We start from the raw sequence: 18,533 nt of genomic DNA, 5'->3' as shown, positions 1-18,533 counted from the left end.
CCGGCGTTCCGGGGCTATCTGCTGTGGCTGACCTTCCCGCCCATGATGCTGCTGTTCCTGGGGCGGCCGTTCGGGCTGATCGTGGCCTATGGCGTGCTGGGGGCGCTGTTCATGCCGTTCCTGGCCCTGACGCTGATGTGGCTGCTGAACAGCGAACGGACGCCGAAGGCATGGCGCAGCGGCTGGCTGTCCAACGGCATGCTGGCGGCGGCGGCGGCGCTGTTCTGCGTGCTGGCGGGCCGGGAGCTGTGGGGGTTGGTGACGTAAGCGATCTCCTCCCCACCCTGTGGGGAGGGGGACCGCGCCCGCAGGGCGTGGTGGAGGGGGCGGCCCGGTGCTTGCCACACGATCCGCTAACCCCTTGCCGCCCGCGCCGCCCCCTCCGTCACGGGCGCTGAGTCGCGCCCGCGCCACCTCCCCATGAATGGGGAGGAGAGGTCGTCAGCTCTGCTGGAACGGATAGAAGTCGCCGCCCAGATCGAGGATTTCGGTGAGTTCGTCCAGGGCGCCGCGGGATTCGTCTAGCAGGGCCGGGTCGGCCAGGTCGGCGGGGGTCAGCGCATCCCGGTACCAGGTGGCGGCCCAGATGGAGAGGCGGGCGTAAAGCTCGTCGGTCAGGCGCTGGGCCGGGTTGGCGGCGTCCAGCTCCTCGTCGGTCAGGACCACGCGCAGACGCAGGCAGGCGGGGCCGCCGCCGTTCCGCATGGACTGGCGCACGTCCACATACTCCACCGCGCCGATGGGGCCGTTGCCCGACACCAGCGTCTCGGCCACGGCGCGCGAGCGGTCGTTGTCGCGGGTCTCGGTAGGGCAGATCAGGGTCAGGCGATCCCGGCCCGGCAGGGTCACCAGCATGGAGTTGAACAGATAGCTGGAGATGGCGTCGGCTAGGGGCAGGTCCCTGTCGCTGATCTCGATGAACACCGGTTCGAACAGGCCGTCGGCCATGCGGCGGATGGCGTCCTTCGTCCCGGCCGGGTCCTCAAAGGCCAGCTCATGGAACAGCAGGGCCTCGCGCGTGCCGACGCACACCACGTCGTTGTGGAAGGTGCCCCCGGCGATGGCGGCGCGGCTCTGGCGGACCAGGACGGGGCGGCCGGCCGTGTGGCGGCGGACGATGGCTTCGCTGGCCTCGCGGGTCTGGCGGGCGGGGAAGGCGCCATCCCAGGCCTCCCAGGCCTCGCGGCCCCAGACCAGCAGGTTGACGCCCGGCTCGCCGTGGTCGGCGCACAGGCGCACGTGATTGGCGGCGCCCTCGTCGGACAGGTGCGGGGCGGCGGGCAGGGGGTCGTGGACCTTGAAGATGTCCCGGTCGGGGAAGAGGGCGCGCAGGGCGCGTGTCGTCTGTTCCGCCTCAAGGCCCCGGTGCAGGTTGGTGATCAGATTGGCCGGGGTGAAGTGGACGCGGCGGTCCTCGGTGTCGGCGCTGGGCGTCACCGTGGCGGCGTTGGCGGCCCACATGGAACTGGCCGAACAGGCGGCGGCGGCGAAGGACGGGGCGGCGCGCCAGGCTTGCTCCAGCACCGCCTTGTCCGAGCCGGAAAAGCCGAGGCCGCGCAGGAACGGGATGTTGGGGCGCTCATGGGGCGGCAGGACGAACTGGGGCACGCCCAGATCGGCCAGCAGCTTCATCTTCTGCAAACCCTGCAGCACGGCGGCGCGGGGGTTGGACGCCTCGCCCTTGTTGAGCGCGCTGGCCAGATTGCCCGGGGACAGGCCCGCATAGGAGTGGGTGGGGCCGATCAGACCGTCGGCATTGGCTTCGAAGGCTGAGGTCATGATTCAATCGGGATGATGTAGGGGCCAAGGATGCCGCTGGCGATCAGAAGCGGTGCTGCGAACCGCCAGACCAACGCGCCGATGATCGCGACAACGATCAGTGTCAACGCACCGTCCAGCCATCGTCGATTGGTCAAGAGCTGGACCGCGAAAACCAGACCGCACATCCAGAATACGAGACACCAGCTTTCGATGCGATACGACAAGGCGGCGTCGTCGAAGAGGATGCCGATGATGACGGTGAAGGTCGCGACAACGGCCGCCATGGCTGTGCAAAAAAGCGTCGTCCCCAAGCGCCGACCCATGCGGTTCAGCGTCGGCTCCGGACCAATCTTTCGGCTTGGCAGACCGTATAAGCTCACGCCTTCAATCCCTTGATTTCAGACGTGATGTCCGAGACGGCGACGGCCTCGAAGCTGGCCATGGGATAGGCGCAGTAATCGGCGGCGTAGTAGGCGCTGGGGCGGTGGTTGCCGCTGGCGCCGAGGCCGCCGAAGGGCATGTCGCCCGCCGCGCCGGTGGTGGGCCGGTTGAAATTGACCACGCCCGCGCGGATGCGGCGCTGGAAGCGGTCCCAGTTGGCCGGGTCGTCGCTGACCAGACCGGCGGACAGGCCGTAACGGGTGTCGTTGGCGCGGGCCATGGCGGCGTCGAAATCGGCGGCGCGGTACACCTGCAGGACGGGGGCGAAGATCTCCTCGTCGGGGATGTCGCGGGCCTCGGCCATGTCGAGGACGCCCGGGGTGACGAAGGCGTCGGACAGGCCTTCGATGCGGCCGAAGGGGCGGATGACGCGGGCGCCGCTGGCGATCAGGGCGTCCACGGCCTTGAGGGCGCCGTCGGCGGCGCGGGCGGAGATCAGGGGGCCGCCATAGACCTCGCCGTCGCTGGTCCAGGGGGCGAAGGTGAGGCGGTCGGCGAGGGCGCGGACGGCCTCGATGATTGCGTCGCCGGCCGCGCCCTCGGGCACGATCAGGCGGCGGGCGCAGGAGCAGCGCTGGCCCGTGGTGATGAAGGCGGACTGGATGACGATGCCCGCCACGGCCTCGGCGTCGGCGGCGTCCCACACCACCAGCGGATTGTTGCCGCCCAGCTCGAGCGCCAGGATCACGTGGGGATCGTCGGCGAACTTCTTGCGGAAGTGGGCGCCCGCGGCGCCCGAGCCGGTGAACAGCAGGGCGTCGATAGGTTGGTCGAGGAGGGCGGCGCCGGTGTCCCGGCCGCCCTGAATCAGGTTGAACACGCCGGTCGGCAGGTCGGCGGCTTCCAGCGCCTCGGCCATCAGCTGGCCGGTGTGGGGGGTCTCCTCGGACGGCTTGAAGACCACGGTGTCGCCCGCCAGCAGGGCCGGGACGATGTGGCCGTTGGGCAGGTGGCCGGGGAAGTTGTACGGGCCAAGGACCGCCGCCACGCCGTGGGCACGGTGGCGCAGCACGGCGCGGCCGAAGGCGGTCTCGGCCTCGCGCTCGCCGGTGCGCTCCTCATAGGCGCGGATGGAGATGTCCACCTTGCCGGCCATGGAGCCCAGTTCGGCCTTCGTCTCCCAGAGGGCCTTGCCGGTTTCGCGGCTGATGGCCTCGGCCATGTCGCCGGCGCGCTCCTTGAGCACGGCCTGATAGCGCTTCACCGCCTCGATGCGATCCTGACGGGGGCGGTCGGCCCAGTCCGGGAAGGCGGCGCGGGCGGCGTCCATGGCGGCGGCGGCCTGGGCGGGAGAGGCCTCGGCGCCGGTCCAGACCGTCTCGCCGGTGGCCGGGTCCGTGGAGGTGAAGGCGGCGCCCTGGCCGAAGGTCCATTGGTTGGCGATGAAGTGGGTCATGGGCTCTACCTAGTGCTTCGGCGACGGCGGGTGAAGGCGCGGAGTTTCCTCCCCATCACTTGAGATGGGGAGGTGGCGCGGGCGCGACTCAGCGCCCGTGACGGAACGGGTGGCGCGGGCGGTCAGGGATTGGCGGCTCGTTCTGCAGGCGCCGAGCCGCCCCCTCCACCACGCCCTGTCGGGCGCGGTCCCCCTCCCCATGAATGGGGAGGAGACGGGTATCAGCTCTTAACCCGAACGACCGCGCCGGGCTTCAGTTTCAGGGCGTCGGCGGCTTCCTTGCTCATATGGGCCGTGTCACCGTCGATGGCCACCTTCGTGCGCACGGCCCGGAAGGCCGTGACGCTGTCGGTGGAGGCGAGGGAGACCAGTTCGACGTCCACCTCGTCGGCGACGGACAGGGTCAGGGTGCGGGCGTCGCGGACGGTGCGGATGTTGTCGCGCTGGCAGGCCACGGTGGGGCCGCCGTCGAAGATGTCCACCAGCCCGTTGGGGCGGAAGCCTTCGGACTCCAGCAGGGCCATGGCGGGCACGCCCTGGGGGTGCACCTTGCCGATGACGGCGCGGGCGGGCTCGGGCAACAGGCCGATGTAGATGGGGTGGCGCGGGGCCAGATCGACGATGAACTGCTTGTCGGTGGAGCCGGTCATGCGATCGGCGTCGTCGAACTCCATGGGAAAGAATTTGTGCGCCACATGGTCCCAGAACGGACAGGCGCCGTCGGGGGTGAAGACGCCGCGCAGCTCGGCCAGCACATTGTCGGCGAACAGTTCCGGACCCGCGCCGATGAGCATGTAGCGGGACTGGGACAGCAGGCGCCCGGCGCCGCCCTTGCGGCGGTCGGCCTTGAGGAACAGCGAGCCCACCTCGGACCAGCCGGTGCACTCGTTGACCAGCACCAGGGTCTGGTGATCCAGCCGCACGTTCAGGGAGGGCGAGGACTGGGTGTGGTTGACGATGCGGAACGAGAAGAACGGCCGCTTCAGCCCCACCGCCGCCTTGACGCTGCCGACCCCGTCCACGTCGCCGGTGGCGGTGTCCTCCAGCATCAGGGTGTACCAGCGCTCCTGCGGGGCCAGCGCGCCGGTGAAGCTGTCGCGGCTGATGTCCAGCCGTTCGGACAGGACGTCGGCGTCCTCGGGCAGGCTGGTGAAGCCGGGGCCGGACAGGATGGCCAGTTCGAGCAGGGAGTCCAGGTCGGAGGGCCCGGCGGGGCGGACGACGAGCATGCGGTTACAGGGTCTCCAGTCGAAGGGATTTCAGGCGGTGGGCGTCGATCTCGCCCGAGGCGGTCTTGCACAGGATCAGGGCGGAGAGCTGCGCGCGTTCGGTGAAGCTGTCCGGCCAGGCGAACTCGTCGTCGGAATGGATATCGCCGCCCAGCACGCCGAGGGTGTCGATATTGGGCAGGCCCGCCGCGTGCAGATTGTTGCCCTCGCAGACGCCGCCCGAGGACTTCCAGGCGATGGTCTGGCCCAGCAGGGCGCCGGTCTGGCGCACGGCCTCGAACAGCTCGGTCTGGGCCGCGTCCATGGGCTTGGGCGGGCGGGTGAAGCCGCCGTGAAGGTGCAGATGAAGGCCCTCGAACGGCGGGGTCGAGGCGATCTCGGTGACGGCGTGTTCGATCCAGGCGGCGGCCTGCGCATCGGGCACGCGCACGTTGAAGCGGACCACGGCGTTGTCGGCCACCACGTTCAGGGCGCCGCCGCCGGAGATCTTGGCCACATTGACGCTGACGCCCTCGCGCTGGCCGTTCAGGCCGTGCAGGGCGGCGGCGAGGATGGCGGCGCCGGCCACGGCGTTGCGGCCCTCGTCGAAGGCGCGGCCCGCGTGGGCGGCCTTGCCGGTGACAATCAGGTGCCAGTTGCCGCTGCCCTTGCGGGCGCCGGCCAGGGTGCCGTCGGCCAGCGCCGGCTCATAGGTCAGGCCCAGATGGCCGCGCGCGCCCAGTTCCGCCAGCAGGGGGGCGGAGGCGGGGGAGCCGATCTCCTCGTCCGGGGACAGCAGCACGGTCCAGCCGACGCGGTCCTTGTCGGGGTGGGCCTCGAAGGCGTCCAGCGCGCCCAGCAGGACGGAGATGCCGCCCTTCATGTCGGCCAGACCGGGGCCGTTCAGGGCGCCGTCGGCGCGCTTCGTCACGGTCTGGAAGGCGGTGTCGGCGGGGAAGACGGTGTCATAATGGCCGGTCAGGACCACCTGAATCGGGGCGTCAGGGCGGGCGGTGATCTTCAGGCAGTCCGCGTGGGTCTGTTCGATCACCCGGCCGTCGTCGCCGACGATGGAGGAGGGGGACGTGGGGATGCGCGCGATGTCGGCCGGCAGGGTCCCGGCCTCGGACTCCAGCACCTCCAGCATGCGGGCCAGGCCCGCGTCGTTGCGGCTGCCGGAGTTGATCTCGCTCCAGGCGACGGCGCGCGAGAGGATGCGCTCGCCGGCCTCGGCGACGCGGTCGAGGACGACCTGATCGTGGGGGTGAATCTTCATGCGCGCGGACCCTACGCGCCCGGCGGGATAAATGCCAAGCCGGGTGGCCGTGGCGCGCCGGCGACCCTAGTCCGTCTGGTTCGGGCGCGTATCCCGCCGTCCCGTGCCGGGCTGCCGTGTCTGATTCCGCCAGCGAACGGCCAGCCGGGCGTCGCCGTCGCCCTCGAACCGGGAGGTGACGGCGATGTTGCGCCGCACCTGCCACTCCACCTGGACCGCGCCGCCGCCTTCACCGCCGCCGATGACTTCGAAATAGACGTTGTCGGTCAGATAGCGGCCCCCCGCCACGGTCAGGGCCGAGGCGTCGCCGCCGAAGGACAGGCGGTCCAGTCCGGCGAACTCGCGCAGATTGCCCAGCACGTCGAAGCCCCCGCCGCCCGCAAGGGATGCCACGCCTGAGGCCAGCTGGGCCGCCTCGAAGGCTGACAGTTGCGACGCCGAGCGGCCGAACAGCACCTGCGACAGGATTTCGTCCTGCGGCAGCTGCGGCGTGGAGGTCAGTTCGATCTCGGGCGAGGCGGCGGTGCCGGTGACGCGCACCTCGGCGGTCAGGGCCGGGTCCTCGCGCACGGCGCGCAGGTCCAGACGGATGCGGTCGGTGTCCGTGGACAGGGTGACCGTGCCGCGCTCGTCGAAGACAAAGCGCTTCCCCGCGAAGTCGTAGTCGCCGCGCACCACCCGGGCGGTGCCGGTCAGTTGTGGGCTGGCGAGCGTTCCGCGGACCCGGGCGTTGACGTTCATCTCCACATTCAGTCCGCGTCCGCGCACCCAGACCTGGCCATTGGGAGAGCGCAGCACGATGTCGAGCCCGATGGTGGGGCCGCGTCGGCCGGCTTCGGGATCGTCCTGCCCGTTGGCGACCGGATCGCCGCCGGGCCGGTTCACCTCGATCACGTCCATGCGCACGATGCCGTTGCCGCCGACGGGATTGGCCGCGATCTCGGCCTCGTCGATGTTCAGGCGGCCCATCAACTGGATGTTGCCGTCAGCGCCGCGCGTCACGGTGACAGGGCCGGAGGCGTCGGCGGTGGCGATCTCGTTGTCGATCAGGCGGAAGCTGGAGAGAGTCAGAGTGAAGCTGGAGGAGGACCCCTGGCGCAGGTTCATGCGGCCCGAGCCGGACACCGTGCCGCCAGATCCGTCATTGGCGGTGAAGGTCTGCACCTGGGCGGACTCGCCATCGAACCGGGCGGCCAGGGTCAGGGCCTCCAGACGGACGCCGGTGATGGTGTCGCGGAAGGACCCCTGCCGGACGTCCAGGCTGCCGGTGATGCGCGGGTCATTGATGGAGCCGGCGATGGCGGCCTGGCCCTCGACCTGACCTGCCAGACGCTGTTCGCCGCCCAGGAAGATGTCCCAGATCGGCTGGATCTGGCCGCTGAGGGAAACTTCGCCGGACATGGGGCGGGTGCGGTTGACGGCGAGGCGCAACGGGGCGGCGGAGGTCTCTACCGGCAGGGTCATTTCGGCGTTGGCCTGCACCCCGCCTTCATCCACGGCGCGGGCCGTGAGGCGCAGGGTGTCGCCGGCCAAACGGGCGTCCAGGGTTCCATTGACCGCCAGACCTTCCGCCGCGTCGACGCTGCGCAGTTCGGTCATGGTCAGATTGGCGGAGCCCGACAGGTCGTCGCCCGCTCCGCGCAGGGACACGCGGCCCGTGACGCGGCCACGCAGGTCCGGCGACAGGGAGCCCAGACTTACGCTGGTCAGATTGGCCTCGATCAGGGAGGCGTTGCTGTCCTGGCGCAGTTCTCCCACCAGGGCGCCGCCGCCGACGCCCAGATCGACCCGGACGACCCGCCCATCGCCGGCCAGAGCGATGACGGCAGGGCTGCGGGTGTTGAAGGCGATCTCGCGCACGCGGCCGTCGCCGGACAGGGTGACGGTCTGGGAGCCGTTGGCCCGGGCATAGACGCCCGAGCCGTTGAACGAGACCGGGGTGTCGCCCGCCACGTCGGTGGTCAGGGTGAAGGGCAGGCGGCTCAACGTGCCCCTGCCGTTCAGGTCCAGGGTGCGGATCAGATAGCTGGAGCCCGCGAAACGGACATTGCGGCCCGTGACGTCGAGGATGGCGGTGTCAGCGCCGGCGCCTTCGGTGAGGCGTATGCGCCCGTCCGCCTCGCCCGAGGCGAGGAAGGCGCCCTGGCGGGCGGTGAAGGTCAGGTCGGCGCTGGCGGGCGCGCCGTTCAACAGGGCGATGTCGCCCTGGGCCTCCAGGCCCCCGGCGTTCACGTCCACGCCGCTGAGCCGGACTCCGCCGTCGGCCAGGAAGAAGTCGCCCGAGGCGCGGGCCGGGCCATAGTTGCTGTCGGCGGTCAGGGCCAAGCGGCCGTCGGAGGCGTTGGCGCCGCGCCGGAAGCTGAGGATCAAATCGGCTCCCGTCAGGGTGAGCGGTCCGGCGGCGATCTCGGCGAAGGCGGCGGTCAGATCGGCGCGAGGCTGTGACAGGGTGCCGGTGATCGCTCCGTCGCCGGACATGGCGCCGTCGAGCTCGACCGGACCCACGCCGAACGGGCCCTGGGCGTTCCAATTCAGCGCCAGACGGAGGCGCCCGTCGCCCTCGATCAGCCCTCGCGCGCCGGCCCGGCCATCGGCCCCGGACAGTTCGGCCCGGTCGATCTCGACGCGGCCATCGCTGAAGGACCCTGTGGCGGTCAGGCGCGGCGTTTCGCCAAGCAGGCGATCAAGCTCGTCCATGCCGGTGGCCAGTCCACGGCCGCGGCCGTCGAAGGTGATCGCCCAGGGCATCCCTGGCCGCGCCTGGCTGGCGCGGACGGGCCCCCCGAAGGCGCCCCGCGCCCCGGGACGGACGAGGCCGGCGTCGGTGACTTCGGCCCGGCCGGCGAAGCGAAGGCTGCCGTTCATGCCGCGCGCGCCTGAGCCCTCGACGATCAGGCCCTGGCCGCGCAGGTCGATGTCCTGGAGCAGGAAGGCGCCGGCGGGGGTGCGGGCGGTCTCGAAGGTCAGGCGAGGCTGGGCGCCCAGAAGGCCGCCGATGACGCCCGCGCGCGATCCGCCCTGAACGGCCAGATCTCCATCCAGCGCCATGGCGCCGCCGCGGACCTGGACATTCAGGGGGCCGTCCAGACGCGCGGCGCTGTAGCTGGCGGCCTCAAGATTGCGGACGCTGACCGCGCCGTCCAGCGTCCAGGCGGCGCCGTCGCCCCGGAACACACCCGCCCAGGCGGCGGGCCCGGCCAGGCGTGTTCCGGTGAGGCGCGTCAGGGAGGGGGTGGCCACGTTCAGCCGGACGCCATCCGGCACGGCGCGGTCTTCGGTCCGGACAAAGCCCCGGGCCCTCGAGGTGAAGTTTTCGGCGCGCAGGTCCCAGGCCATGGCCTCGAATCCGGGCCGTTCGGGATCCGCGACGGTGGCGAGGCCGAAGCGGGCGGTGCGGCCGATGCGGCGCACGAACGGCTCCAGAAGGTCCGAGCCGGAGAAATCGGCAAAGCCGGAGATGCGCGTGCCGCCGCCCTGGCGGAAGCGGCCGTCGATGGTCAGGGGCGTGAATTCGCCGGTGCGGACCAGGGCGTCGATTCCCTCGCCATTGACCCGGGCCCGGGCGAGAAACGGCTCGTTCGGCGAGTATCCCAGAGCGCCGGCCAGCGGACCGCCGCCCGCCTCCTGCGCCAGGGCGTTCACGCGGAGGTCGTCGATACCGTCGCCCCACTGAATGTCGCCGTAGAGGAAGTCGCCGCGGCGCGAGAGGCTGAAGGCCCGGATTGCGGCGGACTTCGCGCCCACGCGGCGGATGTCCGCCTGTCCGGCGACAGTCCAGCGGCCGTATTCCTGGCTGAAGCCTTCCTCGAGGTGGACGTCGGCCGAGAACCGGTCGATGTCGATGGTGAGGGGGAGGCCGCCGCCGGGCGGGTCGTCCGAAGGCTCGACTATGGGGCGGCGGATCAGACGGATCCGGTCGGCCGTGATCTCGCTGGCGTGGAAACGCCGCGTGACGAGCGCAAGATAGGACCAGTCCACCCGCACATCGGTGGCTTCCAGCCAGACGCCTTCCGCATCCGTGATCGTGACCCGGGCGATGGTGAAGTCGTCCCAGAGGTCGCCGGACAGCCCCTCCACATTGATGGCGCCGTAGTCGCCCAGCTGCTTGCCCGAAACGAAGCCCACCACCAGATCCCGTCCGGCGGGGGACAACACCACCAGACGTCCGCCGATCAGCACCAGAACGGTCAGGGCGATCAGGCCGCCGGCGATCATGCCCGCGATCAGCGCGGCCCACTGGCGGCGCGTGCGGCGGGCCTTCGCCTCTTTCGGGGTTTCGGGCGCCGTTTCCGGCGGCGTGTCAGGTTCGGGGGGCGTGTCGGTCAAAACGCCTGTCCGATGCTGATGTAGAGCTGGAAGTCGGCGTCGCCTTCGCGCTTGTCGAGCGGGAACGCCACGTCGGCGCGGATGGGGCCGAAGGGCAGGCGGTAGCGGACGCCAAAGCCGGCGCCGTAACGCATGTTGCTGAGGTCGGGCGTCTCCTGGAAGCCCACCGCGCCGCCGTCCACGAAGACAACCGCGCCAAACCTTTCGCCGATGTCGCGGCGCACCTCGACGGAAGCCTCGAACAGGGACAGGCCCCCGCGGGGTGTGTTGTCGGTCAGGCGCGGACCCACACCCTGAAAGGCGTAGCCGCGCACCGATCCACCGCCGCCGGAATAGAACAGCCGGTCAGACGGCACCAGAAACTCCTCCACGCCCACGATCGAACCGACACGCAGGCGTCCCGCCAGCACGGTCCTGCCCTCATCCTGAAGCGGGAGGTAGCCCGTGCCCGTGACGTCGGCGCGCAGGAAGTAGACGTCGTCGTCGCCCGTCACCGCCGTGGGCTGGGCCGAGCCGGACAGGCGCCAGCCGCGGCGCGGATCCAGAGGGTCGTTGGAGCGATCCACATGGAAGCCCCCGCGACCTGTCAGGATCGCCAGATTGCGTTCAACGTCCACAGGCCCCCGGGTGATCGGATCGAACCGCGTTTCGTTGTAGAGTCCACCGTCCAAGGCCACGCCGTAGCTATACCACGAGGTGCGGCCGAACCGCTGGCGCAGGTCGGCGCTCAGGCTGATCGCGGTGCGGTCGTAGGCGTCAGTGTCCTCGTAGATGGCGGCGCCGGCCACCCGGAGTGTCTGACCCGGACGTCGCCAGTGGGGCAGCGAAAGCTCGGCGCCGAGGCGGCTGTCGATGCGCGCGGCGCGGGCGAGGAACCGGAGGGTGTCGGCGCGCCCGAACCGGTTGTGCCAGGTCCAGATGCCGTCCACCCCGGCGCCCTCGGTGGTGGAATAGCTGACGCCCGCCTCGAGGAGGCGGCGGGGCCGGTCGGTCAGGGTGACGATGACGGGGCGCAGACCCTGGGCGTCGGTCTGGTCGGTCGGCGCGAGCGCCACGCCCACGCCGTCGTAGACGCCGGTCTCCAGCAGACGGCGCTCAAGTTCGCCCACGGCCTCGGGATCGTAGACGTCGCCCTCGGTCCACGGAGCGAGGCCCCCGACCCAGCCCGGCCGGGTCGGGCCCCGGGTCTCCAGCCGCACGCCGTCCAGCCGGACCAGCACTCCGGCGTTGATGCGGTAGGTGGGCTGGACCTGAAAGACGGCGTGATCCACGACCACGCGGCGAGGCTCGGCGGCGGCGTCGGCGTAGCCCCGGCGGGTGAGCCCCGAGACGAGCCGTCCTTCCATGGCGATGACGTCGGCGGCCCTGCCGGGCGCCCCCGGCTTGGTCTCCACCGCGCCGAGCACAGCCTGGGCCGTCTGCTCGTCGGGCGGGGTCTGCAGCCAGTCCACGCGTGGTTGATCAAGGGCGAAGCGCGGGCCGGGCGTCACGATGATGACGGCGCGCGGCGGGCTTTCGCCCTCGACGACTTCCTCGATCACCGATTGATAGTAGCCCTCGGAGCGAAGCAGGGCCTCGGCGTTTTCGGCGGCGGCGGCGGCGCGGCGGCGCGCCTGAAAACGGTTTTCGATGCGGGCGTCGGTCTCGCCCACGGCGCGTTCGAGCGCTTCAAAGAGATCGCCGTCCACCTCGCCCCTCACGACGGCGCGAGGCTCGGCCTGGACGGCCGTCGCGGCGCCGAGGGCCGTCAGAACGACGACAATGAGGGGAAACGGACGTTTCAAACGCAATCTCTCCGGCCCGCCGGGAAGTCGAGGAGGCCGGGCGTGACCGCCGTCAAGCATCTCCATGTGTCGGCCTCGCGGCGGGAACCGGGCCTCAATAGAACAGGGTCTCGCTTTCCGGTTGAACCGTCTCTTCGGAGCTCGCGGGCGGCGGGGGAAGCTGGGAGTAGTCCGTCGGCGGGGTTTCCGGCGTCGTGGCTGCAGCATCCACGCCCTCATCTCCGGCTGCGGGGGCTGGCTCCATCGCGGGGGGAGGAGGCAGGTCGCCCTGCGCCGGATCGCGATAGGCCTCATCGTCACAGGCGGCCAGGGCCGCAACGGCGGAAATCGCCACGATCAGTCTGAATTTGCTCATCATCATTCCCCAACCCGGTCAGGCCCCGTCGCCACAGGCAACGCCTGACCCTCGCCCCTGTTCCATCCGTGAGGGGGAGACATCCGTCAAGGCTTGGAAACCAATCGTTTGCACTGTGAGAGATACCCTTGTTCTCAGATGCAAGGGAGGCCGTCAGGCCATGGGCACATCCGGATACGCAGCGGTGGCGACGGCGCGGGGCAGGGAATTGCCCACCCGCCTCGGCCTCGCCCTGTTCATCGGCGGAGCCGCCATGGTGATGTCGCCCTCGATCTGGCCCGTCATCTGGTTCGCGGCGATGCTGGCGGGGCAGGCTCTTGACTGGATCGCGTTCCGATCGATGCGCCTCGGCGCGGGCGAGTCCACGCGGGCGCGGCGGGTCCTGTGCGTCGGCGTTGCGGCCCTGAATACGGCAATCTATTCGTCCATCTCGGTTTATCTGTGGTTCCGGGGCGGGGAGTTCGGGCCGTTGTTCGCCATGATCCAGGTGGCGGGCGGGCTGCTGCATGTCAGCCTGCACATGCATCATGTACGGCCCCTGCTGATCGCCTCTGTGATCCCCCATGCGACCTATTTTCTCGGGCTGCCTCTTCTGACCATCGTGACGACCCGCGATCCCGCGGCTGTGGCCATCCTCATTGCGGCGCTGCTGTACGTGGCGCATCTGGTCGTGGCGGTGCGGCAGTCCATGCGGACGGCCGGCGACATGCGGGCGGCCAAGATCGAGGCGCTGATGCAGCGAGACCGCGCCAAACAGGCCAGCGACGCCAAGTCCGAATTCCTGGCCGTCATCAGCCACGAGATCCGGACGCCTCTGAACGCCGTCATCTCGGCGGCGAACCTGCTGCGCCGCACGCGCCTGGACAGCCAGCAGCGCGAGCATGTCTCCATGCTGCTGGACGGCGGGGACATGCTGCTGGGCCTGCTCAACGACGTGCTGGACTTCTCCAAGATCGAGGCCGGGAAGATGCGGCTGGAATCGACCGAGATGAACGTGCGCAACAAGCTGGCCGCCCTGCGCCGGCTGTGGGAGCCCAAGGCTACCTCCCGTGGCATTCGCTTCAGCGTGGTGGTGGATGAGGCCGTGCCCGATGCGATCCGCACCGATCCCCTGCGGTTCCAGCAGATCCTGTTCAACCTGCTGTCCAATGCAGTGAAATTCACCCGTGACGGCGCGATCCGGGTGAACGTCGGCTGGGACGACGCGACCTCGAGCCTCACGGCCGAGGTCCACGACACCGGATGCGGTATTGCGACGGATCAGATCGACAGCATCTTCGACAGCTTCGAGCAGGCGTCGGCGGGCGACACGCGGCGGTACGGCGGTACGGGCCTGGGCCTGGCCATCAGCCGCCGCCTTGCCCAGGCCATGGGCGGGGACCTGACAGCGACCAGCGCGCCGGGAGAGGGCTCGACCTTCACCCTGACCGTGCGGGTCGAGGCGGTGGGCCCGGCCGATGCTATCGAGCCCGCGCCCGTCGCGCGCGCCGCGACCGTCTCGCTGCAGGGCCGGTCCATCCTGGCGGTGGACGATCACGAAGTGAACCGGCGCATCCTGGCCCTGCTGCTGGAGCCCCACGGCTGTCGCCTGACCCTGGTGGAGAACGGGGCCGAGGCGGTGAAGGCGGCGGGAGTCGAACCCTTCGACGCCATCCTGATGGACATGCAGATGCCGGTGATGGACGGGCTGGAGGCCACGCGCCGCATCCGCGCCGGCGGACCGAACGTCGCCACGCCGGTCATCGCCCTGACCGCCAACGCCATGGATGTGCACAAGGCGGCCTGGGACGCGGCGGGGGTTCACGCCTTCCTGACCAAGCCCATCGACGCGCCCCTGCTGGCCCGCACCCTGGGCGAGGCTTGCGCCGAACCGCGCCAGACCGCCAAAACCGCCGCCGAAGTCGCAGCCTGAGCGTCGCGAAAAAAGAGGCCCCCATCCGTCTTGCCCTGCCGGGGCGACATCCGTATGGTCCGCGCCGCTTCAAGGTGTGGGAGCCCCTAGCTCAGTTGGTTAGAGCATCTGACTTTTAATCAGAGGGTCCTCGGTTCGAACCCGAGGGGGCTCACCATTCCCACGGCGCCGAATGCGGCGCCCGAGCGTTGAAGCCGCTACCGTCTTTCTTCTGATCGGATGAGCCGATGGCTGACACGCCGTCCAAACGCCCCGCGGGCTTTGTCGACTTCGCGCCGGATCAGGTCCGCCGGTTCTGGAAAGCCGTCAGCGTCGAGCCGGACGGGCAGGGCTGGGCCGTCAGGCTGGACGGCAAGATGCCGAAATCTCCGGCGGGCCACAGTCTGGTGCTGCCGACGCAGGCCGCAGCCCAGCTGGTGGCCGAGGAATGGGCCGGGCAGGGCGATGTCCTCATCCCCGCCACCATGCCCCCCACGCGTCTGGCCTTTACCGCCATCGACCGGGTGCGCGAGGTGCGCGAGGCGGTGGCCGATGAGATCGCCGCCTACGCCGGGTCGGATGCGATCTGCTATCTGGCCGAGACGCCGGACACCCTGGTGGAGCGGCAGGCGCGGGACTGGACGCCCTGGCGCGACTGGGCCGAGCGGGATCTGGGCTGCGTGCTGGTTCCGGTGGCCGGCATCGTTCACCGGTCCCAGGCTGATGAGTCGCTGGCGGCGGTGCGCAAACAGGCGCTGGCGCTGGATGATTACGCCCTGACCGGACTGGCCATGGCCACGCCGCTGCTGGGCTCGGCCGTGCTGGCCTTCGCGGTGCAGCGGGGCGCGCTGTCGGGCGCAGAGGCGTTCGACCTGTCGCGGCTGGACGAGGCCTTCACCGAGGAGCGCTGGGGCGTGGACGCGGAAGCGGCCGAGCGGACCGAGGGCCTGCGCGCCGAGGCGGTGATGCTGGAGCGGTGGTTCGCGGCGCTGCGCTGATTTTCCAATTTGGAAAATTATCACTTGACGAAGTGGAAAGTCAGTCTCATTTTCCAGTATGGAAAGTGAGGAGTTCGCCATGACCAACCAACCCGACCCGCGAGAGGCGCTGGACGCCATCGCAAATGCCCGCCAGGCCGTGCCGGGCGAGATGAAGTATCCTTTCAGCTACGATATCGCCTATGGGCTTTGCTGCGGCCTGCTGGTGGCGGGGCAGGGGCTGCCGACCCCGTGGTCGGCCCTCGTGCTGGTGGTGTCCATCGTGGGGCTGGTGGGCCTGATCCATTGGTGGAAGCAGAAATACGGCTGGTGGGTCAGCGGCTATTCACCGAAGCGGGCCCGCTGGGCGGCCATCGGCCTGGCCGTGGTGCTGATCGGCCTGATGGGGCTGTCCCTCTGGGGCAAGACGGCCGGGATCGCCTGGACGCCGCTGGCCACCGGCGCGGCGGGCTTCGTCGCCGCCATCGTCGGCGGCCGCATCTGGATGGCGGTGTGGAAGCGTGAGCTGGCGGAGACGGCGGGATGACCGCCGTTCCAGTCTTCGATCCGGTGATCCACGCGCCGGGGCGGCTGCAGATCTGCGCCATCCTGTCCCGCATCGACGAGGCCGAGTTCGCCATGATCCGCGACGCCATCAAGGTGTCGGACTCGGTGCTGTCCAAGCATCTGAAGCAGCTGGAGGAGGCCGGCTATCTGAAGCCCCGCAAGGCGGCGGTGGACGGGCGCCAGCGCACCTGGCTGTCGCTGACGCCCGCAGGACGCAAGGCCTTCGCCGCCCATGTGGCGGAGCTGACGCGGCTGGCGGGGATGGCGGGCTGAGTCAGCTTCCGTTTCCTTGCCGGTCCCGGGGATGCTGAATAGCGTTCATTGAAACAGAGGAAAGGCGTTCCGAATGAGCCTTTTGTTGGTGGTCATGGCCTTGGCGGTCCAGGGTGACGCCCTCGTCGGTGATGTCTGTGGGGAGCTGTTTTACTGGGAAGGTGATGTCGGCGCGGTTCAGGTGGATCCGCAAAGCGATCTGGTGCGGCTTGAGCTGACGCCGCCTCGTCGGGACGGCGATGGGGGCGCTGACCGCGGCCGGCTGGTTCTGAGCGCCGGAGTCGCGGGCCTGATCGGCGAAGTGGGCCCATGGGCGCCGCCCGAGGCTGGGCTGAGCCTTACGCCGCCGCGCGTTCCCCTGTCCCGGGGCCGGCTGCACACGCGCATCCGCTTCGGCGCGGACCGGCGGGCCCGGACAAACCGGAGCCCCCGGCTGGATTTCTACTGGCTCGAGGGCGGCGACCAGGTCGAGGCGTGGACCGGCTGGTCGCGCCTGGGGCGGGAGGGGCCGGACGCGGTGCGGCGATTTCGCTCCGGCGGGTCCTTGACGGTCGACCTGATTGCGCCCGACAGCGAGGAACCGGACCGCATCGTCTCCAGTGCGCGCTTTGACTGGTCCGACGCGGAAGTCCTGATCGCGCGGGCGCGGACTCATTATGACGGCTGCCCGGCGACCTGACGACGACTTGCCACCCGGCGCGCGCCTCCTTAAGCCTCGCGCTTCAAGGAGACACCCCATGCACGACATCCTCGAACAGCTCGAAAAGCGCCGCGAAGCCGCCAAGCAGGGCGGCGGCGAGAAGCGCATCGCGGCCCAGCACGCCAAGGGCAAGCTGACGGCGCGCGAGCGCATTGATGTGCTGCTGGACGAGGGCTCGTTCGAGGAGACCGACATGTTCGTGGAGCACCGCTCCCACGACTTCGGCATGGAAAAGCAGCGCATCCCCGGCGACGGGGTGGTGACGGGCCGCGGCACCATCGGCGGGCGGCTGGTCTATGTGTTCTCAAAGGACTTCACCGTGTTCGGCGGCAGCCTGTCGGGCGCCCACGCGGCCAAGATCGTCAAGCTGCAGACCATGGCCCTGACCAATGGCGCGCCGATCATCGGCATCTTCGACGCGGGCGGGGCGCGCATCCAGGAGGGGGTCGAGAGCCTGGCGGGCTATGCCGACATCTTCCTGCAGAACACCCTGGCCTCGGGCGTCATTCCCCAGATCAGCGTGATCATGGGCCCGTGCGCGGGGGGCGACGTCTATTCGCCCGCCATCACCGACTTCATCTTCATGGTGAAGGACACCTCCTACATGTACGTCACCGGCCCGGACGTGGTGAAGACGGTGACAAACGAGGTGGTCAGCCACGAGGATCTGGGCGGCGCCCGGGTCCACGCCCAGAAGTCCGGCGGCGCCGACGGGGCGTTCGAGAACGATCTGGAGGCCCTGTCGGAAGTGCGCCGTCTGGTCGGCTTCCTGCCCCTGTCGAACCGCGAGAAGCCGCCGGTGCGCGAGAGCTATGACGAGCCGCAGCGCGACGAGCCCAGCCTCGATACGCTGGTGCCCGCCAATCCGAACCAGCCCTATGACATGAAGGAGCTGATCCTGAAGGTGGTGGACGAGGCGGAATTCTTCGAGATCTCCGAAGGCTTCGCCCGCAACATCATCACCGGCTTCGGCCGGCTGGACGGCCAGACCGTGGGCGTGGTGGCGAACCAGCCGCAGGTGCTGGCCGGGGTGCTGGACATCGATGCGTCGAGGAAGGCCGCGCGGTTCGTGCGGTTCTGCGATGCGTTCGGCATTCCGCTGCTGACCTTCGTGGACGTGCCCGGCTTCATGCCCGGCACGCGCCAGGAATACGGCGGCCTGATCAAGCACGGCGCCAAGCTGCTGTTCGCCTACGCCGAGGCCACGGTGCCCAAGCTGACCGTCATCACCCGCAAGGCCTATGGCGGCGCCTATGACGTCATGAGCAGCAAGCACCTGCGCGGCGACGTCAACTACGCCTGGCCCACCGCCGAGATCGCCGTCATGGGCGCCAAGGGGGCGGTGGAGATCATCTTCCGCAAGGAGGCCGGCGACCCGGAGGCGCTGGCGGCGCGCGAGGCCGAGTACAAGGAGCGCTTCGCCAACCCGTTCGTGGCGGCGTCACGGGGCTACATCGACGACGTGATCATGCCTCATGGGACACGGCGGAGGCTGATCCGGGCGCTGGGGACGCTGAAGGGGAAGGTGCTGCAGAACCCGTGGAAGAAGCACGATAATATTCCCTTGTAGGAGAAGTT

The 18,533-nt window shown here is 69.9% G+C and carries 14 protein-coding genes, 1 tRNA gene and 1 pseudogene; 8 read left to right on the top strand and 8 right to left on the bottom strand.

What is annotated here, in order from left to right; genetic code table 11:
• Positions 1-267: pseudogene (locus tag C0461_RS00890) on the top strand (divalent metal cation transporter); the annotation flags it as partial.
• A 174-nt stretch (positions 268-441) separates the two neighbouring features.
• On the opposite strand, the gene C0461_RS00885 reads toward C0461_RS00890, so the two are convergent.
• The 8 genes from C0461_RS00885 to C0461_RS00850 form a co-directional block, all read right to left on the bottom strand.
• Complete coding sequence (locus C0461_RS00885; protein ID WP_292103106.1) at positions 442-1,779, bottom strand: N-succinylarginine dihydrolase; 1,338 nt, start codon at positions 1,777-1,779, stop codon at positions 442-444.
• Positions 1,776-2,141, bottom strand: a complete 366-nt coding sequence (locus tag C0461_RS00880) for a hypothetical protein (RefSeq protein WP_292103103.1) — start codon at positions 2,139-2,141, stop codon at positions 1,776-1,778. The genes C0461_RS00885 and C0461_RS00880 overlap by 4 nt, the downstream gene beginning before the upstream one ends.
• Positions 2,138-3,598: a succinylglutamate-semialdehyde dehydrogenase gene (astD, locus tag C0461_RS00875; protein WP_292103095.1), complete on the bottom strand. Its 1,461-nt coding sequence runs from the start codon at positions 3,596-3,598 to the stop codon at positions 2,138-2,140. The genes C0461_RS00880 and astD overlap by 4 nt, the downstream gene beginning before the upstream one ends.
• A 221-nt stretch (positions 3,599-3,819) precedes the next feature.
• On the bottom strand, positions 3,820-4,827 hold the full coding sequence (locus C0461_RS00870) for an arginine N-succinyltransferase (protein WP_292103082.1): 1,008 nt from the start codon (positions 4,825-4,827) through the stop codon (positions 3,820-3,822).
• A gap of 4 nt (positions 4,828-4,831) precedes the next feature.
• Positions 4,832-6,082: a hydrolase gene (locus C0461_RS00865; RefSeq protein WP_292103080.1), complete on the bottom strand. Its 1,251-nt coding sequence runs from the start codon at positions 6,080-6,082 to the stop codon at positions 4,832-4,834.
• 66 nt (positions 6,083-6,148) lie between these two features.
• Positions 6,149-10,408, bottom strand: coding sequence for a translocation/assembly module TamB domain-containing protein (locus tag C0461_RS00860; RefSeq protein ID WP_292103077.1), 4,260 nt, complete (start codon positions 10,406-10,408; stop codon positions 6,149-6,151).
• Complete coding sequence (locus C0461_RS00855; RefSeq protein WP_292103074.1) at positions 10,405-12,192, bottom strand: autotransporter assembly complex family protein; 1,788 nt, start codon at positions 12,190-12,192, stop codon at positions 10,405-10,407. Before C0461_RS00855 ends, C0461_RS00860 begins: the two co-directional genes overlap by 4 nt.
• A 94-nt stretch (positions 12,193-12,286) precedes the next feature.
• On the bottom strand, positions 12,287-12,547 hold the full coding sequence (locus C0461_RS00850) for a hypothetical protein (protein ID WP_292103072.1): 261 nt from the start codon (positions 12,545-12,547) through the stop codon (positions 12,287-12,289).
• A gap of 160 nt (positions 12,548-12,707) precedes the next feature.
• On the opposite strand from C0461_RS00850, the gene C0461_RS00845 reads away from it, so the two are divergent.
• The 7 genes from C0461_RS00845 to C0461_RS00815 all read left to right on the top strand — a co-directional run bounded on the left by C0461_RS00845 (position 12,708) and on the right by C0461_RS00815 (position 18,525).
• The gene (locus C0461_RS00845; protein WP_292103069.1) at positions 12,708-14,459 is read left to right on the top strand and encodes an ATP-binding protein; all 1,752 of its coding nucleotides are present in this window, start codon (positions 12,708-12,710) and stop codon (positions 14,457-14,459) included.
• An 80-nt stretch (positions 14,460-14,539) separates the two neighbouring features.
• A tRNA-Lys gene (locus C0461_RS00840) sits at positions 14,540-14,616 on the top strand.
• Between the two features lie 70 nt (positions 14,617-14,686).
• Entirely contained in the window at positions 14,687-15,436 is a 750-nt protein-coding gene (locus C0461_RS00835; RefSeq protein ID WP_292103062.1) for an ATP12 family protein, read from the top strand.
• Positions 15,437-15,515: 79 nt separating this feature from the next.
• A complete protein-coding gene (locus C0461_RS00830; RefSeq protein ID WP_292103053.1) occupies positions 15,516-15,962 on the top strand; it encodes a hypothetical protein in 447 nt (148 codons plus the stop codon).
• The gene (locus C0461_RS00825; protein WP_292103049.1) at positions 15,959-16,255 is read left to right on the top strand and encodes a transcriptional regulator; all 297 of its coding nucleotides are present in this window, start codon (positions 15,959-15,961) and stop codon (positions 16,253-16,255) included. The genes C0461_RS00830 and C0461_RS00825 overlap by 4 nt, the downstream gene beginning before the upstream one ends.
• Before the next feature lie 73 nt (positions 16,256-16,328).
• Complete coding sequence (locus C0461_RS00820) at positions 16,329-16,934, top strand: hypothetical protein (RefSeq protein ID WP_292103045.1); 606 nt, start codon at positions 16,329-16,331, stop codon at positions 16,932-16,934.
• A gap of 58 nt (positions 16,935-16,992) precedes the next feature.
• Positions 16,993-18,525, top strand: coding sequence for an acyl-CoA carboxylase subunit beta (locus C0461_RS00815; protein WP_292103041.1), 1,533 nt, complete (start codon positions 16,993-16,995; stop codon positions 18,523-18,525).
• Positions 18,526-18,533: the final 8 nt, after the last annotated feature.

The sequence above is a fragment of the Brevundimonas sp. genome (assembly GCF_013823285.1).
Lineage (GTDB): Bacteria > Pseudomonadota > Alphaproteobacteria > Caulobacterales > Caulobacteraceae > Brevundimonas.
Note: the sequence above shows the minus strand (reverse complement) of the source record. Positions and strands in the feature narration are given on the sequence as shown.